The 3,878-nt window shown below is 71.8% G+C and carries 4 protein-coding genes and 1 pseudogene; all 5 read left to right on the top strand.

Annotated features, from left to right (window positions below; genetic code table 11):
- A pseudogene (locus FrCorBMG51_RS10025) lies at window positions 1-673 on the top strand (hypothetical protein); the annotation flags it as partial.
- On the top strand, window positions 670-1,728 hold the full coding sequence (locus FrCorBMG51_RS10020; protein ID WP_047222782.1) for a phenylacetate--CoA ligase family protein: 1,059 nt from the start codon (window positions 670-672) through the stop codon (window positions 1,726-1,728). The pseudogene FrCorBMG51_RS10025 and the gene FrCorBMG51_RS10020, both read left to right, overlap by 4 nt.
- A gap of 6 nt (window positions 1,729-1,734) precedes the next feature.
- Window positions 1,735-2,601: an ROK family protein gene (locus FrCorBMG51_RS10015; protein ID WP_047222781.1), complete on the top strand. Its 867-nt coding sequence runs from the start codon at window positions 1,735-1,737 to the stop codon at window positions 2,599-2,601.
- A 342-nt stretch (window positions 2,602-2,943) separates the two neighbouring features.
- A complete protein-coding gene (locus tag FrCorBMG51_RS10010; RefSeq protein WP_047222780.1) occupies window positions 2,944-3,252 on the top strand; it encodes a DUF1876 domain-containing protein in 309 nt (102 codons plus the stop codon).
- Window positions 3,253-3,357: 105 nt separating this feature from the next.
- On the top strand, window positions 3,358-3,878 hold a 521-nt coding region (locus tag FrCorBMG51_RS29520), incomplete at its 3' end, for a DUF72 domain-containing protein (RefSeq protein ID WP_235433463.1).

The following is a 3,878-nucleotide window of genomic DNA, read 5'->3' as shown; positions in this document are numbered from 1 at the left end:
GCCCGCCGACCGGCTGGCCTGCTACTCCACCGTCCCCGAGCTCCTCCCCACGCTGATCACCCTTACCGACCGTCAGATCATCTACGGCGGCGACGGCATCGCCGCCCAGCTCCCCGAGCTGCCCACCCTCACCCTGCACGGCCCCGGCCGGGGCTGTGCTCTGGTCCCGGCGGACCACGACCCGCAGGCCGCTGCCGACTGGCTGACCCCCCTGGTCGCCGGCAACAGCGGCCGGTTCTGCAAGAACGTCCGCACCGTGCTCTGCGCCGGTGACCCTGCCCCGGTCGCCCGTGCTCTCGGAGCCCGGCTGGATGCCATAGGCATCCAGCCCCCCGACTCCGCCCATCCGCAGGCCGCGATCCCCGACCCCGTCATGGCGCCCCGTATCGCGGAGCTGGCCCACCGGCTGATCCAGCCCGCCGACGAGGTGGTCACCACCCGTCCACTGCTCCACCGGCACGGCCCGCTGGTCTTCCTGGCCCCTACCCTGATCCGTCTCGCCGACCCCGGCACCCCGGACGCCCCGCACCCGCTTGTCGGCCGCGAACTCCCCTTCCCGTTCGCCGCCGTCCTGCGGGCCGGGCCGGCCCTGGCCGACGCGGTCCAGCAGCGTTCACTCTTCGTCCACACGATGCCGGGCGGCCCATCGCCCGACCAAGGAGTCGACGCATGACCCCAGCCACCGTGCCCCCCACCACCCGCACCCCCGCCGACCTCATGGCTGAACGGCTCCCGGCCCTGCGCCACGGCCTGGACGAGTGGACGCTCCGGATGATCCACTGGCATTTCTCCGAGGAGACCGGCTCACCGTTCTGGCTGCGCCGGCGCGCCACCCTGCCGTTCGACCCGCTCCGCGACATCACCGGCTTCGATGCCCTCGCCCTGTTCGGGTTCTTCGACAAGAACGAGCTACGCGCCGCCCGCCCCCGCGACCTCCTCCCGCGTGGCCTGCGCCACCGCCCCTTCCGGGTCTTCGAGACCGGCGGCACCACCGGAGAACCGTGCCGGGTCGTCAATGTCAGCAAGCTCGACGACGAGGTGACCCTCTACCGGGTGATGCTGGAGGTACGGGGTCTGGACGGCGGCGACATCGTCGCCATGACCCCCAGCGGACCCCACCAGTACGCCCACTTCGTCGAACGCCTCGCCGACCGGTGGTGCGGATCCGCCGCCTTCATCGACTTCGACCCCCGCTGGGTGAAGTCCGAGATCCAGTCGAGGGGCAGCGCCGACAGCTACATCCAGCACCTGACCGCCCAGACCCGCACTCTCCTCGCCCGCCAGCGGCCCTCCCTCCTGTTCACCACCTCCAAGCTGCTGCTCGCCCTGGTCGGCGAACTCGACGAACCCCTGGCCGCCCATGGCGTGAAGGCTGTGTGCACCGGCGGGACCTCCTGCTCCGCCGAGGAGATCCGCTTCCTGGAGGAGGAGTACCTCCAGGGCGTGCGCTGGATCGACACCTACGGAAACACCCTGGTGGGCCACGCCCTGATGCCCGAGGGGTCCCGCGTCTACCACCTCCCCCCGCCCCTGGCCGTCCAGCGGGTGGTGGACCCCGCCAACCCGCTGCGGGAGGTCCCCGTGGGGGCGCGTGGCCGGGTGCTCACCACCACCCTGCTGGAGGACCTCTTCCTTCCCAACCTCCTGGAACGCGATACCGCCCGCCGCACCGGCCCGCATCCCTGGTTCCCCTGGGACGGTGTGACCGCCGTGGAAGGTGTCTACTGAACCCCGATGACAAGCCACCCCAGCGTCGGCATCGACATCGGCGGCACCAAGCTCCTCATGCTCGCCCACCGGCCCGGTCATGACGAGCCCCTGACCGTCCGCGTCGCCACCGGCCCCGGCGCCACCCCCGGCTACATCGGCACGGCCATCGAGAAGTTCCTCGCCGACCACGGCCTGGCTCCCGCCTCAGTGGGCATCGCCGTCCCCGGGCTGGTCGAGGACGGCCGGGTCGTTGTCTGCGACGTACTGCCCGCGCTCAACGGCTGGCCCGGCCCGGCCGGCCTCGCCGCCCCCCATCTGCTGGTCAACGACATCCGGGCCGCCCTGGCCGAGGAGGCCGCCGACATAGGTGACGCCCGGACCGCCGTGGTGATGCTCTCCGGCACCGCCGTCGGCTCCGCGTACCTCCACCAGGGTCAGGTGGTGCGGGGCGGCCGGGGCTGGGCCGGCGAGGTCGGCAGCATGCCGGTACCCACCCCGCAGGGCGTACGCCGGCTCGACGAACTGGCCGGCGGCGCCTCGATCGTCCAGGCCGCCGGTCTGCCCCCGGCCCAGGTGCACGCGGCGCTCGCCGCCGGAAACCCCGCCATCCGGGGCGTCGTCGAGGCAGCCGGGGACGCCTTCGGGCTGGCCATGGCCACCCTGCTGAACATCCTCAACCCCGACGTCCTCCGGGTGGGCGGCGGCACCCTCAACTACCCCGGTTACTGGGACGCCGCCCTGGTCACCGCCCGCGCCCGCACCCTCCCCGAACTCTGGGCCGCCTGCACCGTGGCCCGCATCCAGGCCTCGGACCTGGTGGTGGCCCGAGGCGCCGCCCGGCTGGCCGCAGCCTCAGCCGCGGGCGCCCCCTGGGCCGCCCAGTACCTCTAGCCCTGATCTTTCGTGCGCCCAGTGACAACCGGTACCGAACAACAACCGGTACCGGACACCCTCCGAGGAATGCACGGCTGACCAGGCAGTCCTCCTCATCCCGTGCCGTTCGGGAACGGCAGGCTGTTCCCCGCACGGGCCGCGCACGACTACTGCGATACTTCGACAGATCCTCTCTGGAGATCCGTGCCGGTTACGGATGCGTTCGCGGTGGCCGTCGAGCCGTGCCAGGCTAGGAGGAGCCAGGCTGAAAGGACCATGGCAACGCGGTCATGTTTTCCCGCGCTGCCAGAGATCCAGATCCCACTGGGGGCTGTCTGCTGGGAAAGGTGGCGACCGATCATGATCCACACCAAGAGGTGGACGGTCGACGTACTCCTGACCGAGGACGACGGGCACACCCGCGCGGAGGCGGCGCTGCGTCCGGGACCGCGTTCGGACTCCGAACGCGAGCTGCGGGGCGTCGGGCACGCGCGGCGGCACCCCGCCGACGCCGAGATTCCCAAGATCGGCGATGAGGTCGCGGCATCCCGCGCCCTGTCCGAGCTGGCCCACCGGCTACTCGACGTCGCGGCCGGCCACATCGAGGCTGTCACCCACCAGACGGCCCACCTGCACATGCCACAGCACCATCAGGGTGTCCGTCCATGACGTCAGGGCGTTCGTCCTTCGTCCCTGATCCGTCCATGACCGGTACCAGCGGACCCTGACCGTCGGGGCGGTCCTTGATCGCCCCCTCATGCTGGCCGTGTGCCGATGCTCGTCGGGACGTCCGGATGGCAGTACGCCGACTGGCGGGGGGTGTTCTACCCGGCCGGGGTGCCGCGGCGCGCCTGGCTGCGGTACTACGCGGACCGGTTCGCGACGGTGGAGTGCAACAACGCCTTCTACCGACTGCCGGCACCCGGGGTCGTCGCGCGCTGGCGGGAGCAGACTCCACCCGGCTTCATCATGACGGTCAAGGCCAGCCGTTTCCTCACCCACGTCAGACGCCTTCGGGACCCGGCCGAGCCCGTCGAACGGTTCCTGGCGCACACCGCCGGTCTCGGCCACCGGCTCGGTCCCGTGCTGCTTCAACTGCCGCCGAACCTGCGCGCCGATCCCGTCCGTCTCGACGCGTGCCTGGGCTGCTTCCCGTCCGACGTCCGGGTGGTCGTGGAACCACGGCATCCGAGCTGGTGGACCAGTGAGGTCCACGGCGTGCTCCGCGCACACGACACGGCACTGTGCTGGGCGGATCGGGACAGCCGGCCGGTCACACCGCTGTGGCGGCCCGC

This window comes from Protofrankia coriariae (genome assembly GCF_001017755.1).
Taxonomy (GTDB): Bacteria; Actinomycetota; Actinomycetes; order Frankiales; family Frankiaceae; genus Protofrankia; species Protofrankia coriariae.
This window is presented reverse-complemented; position numbering and strand designations above follow the sequence as displayed.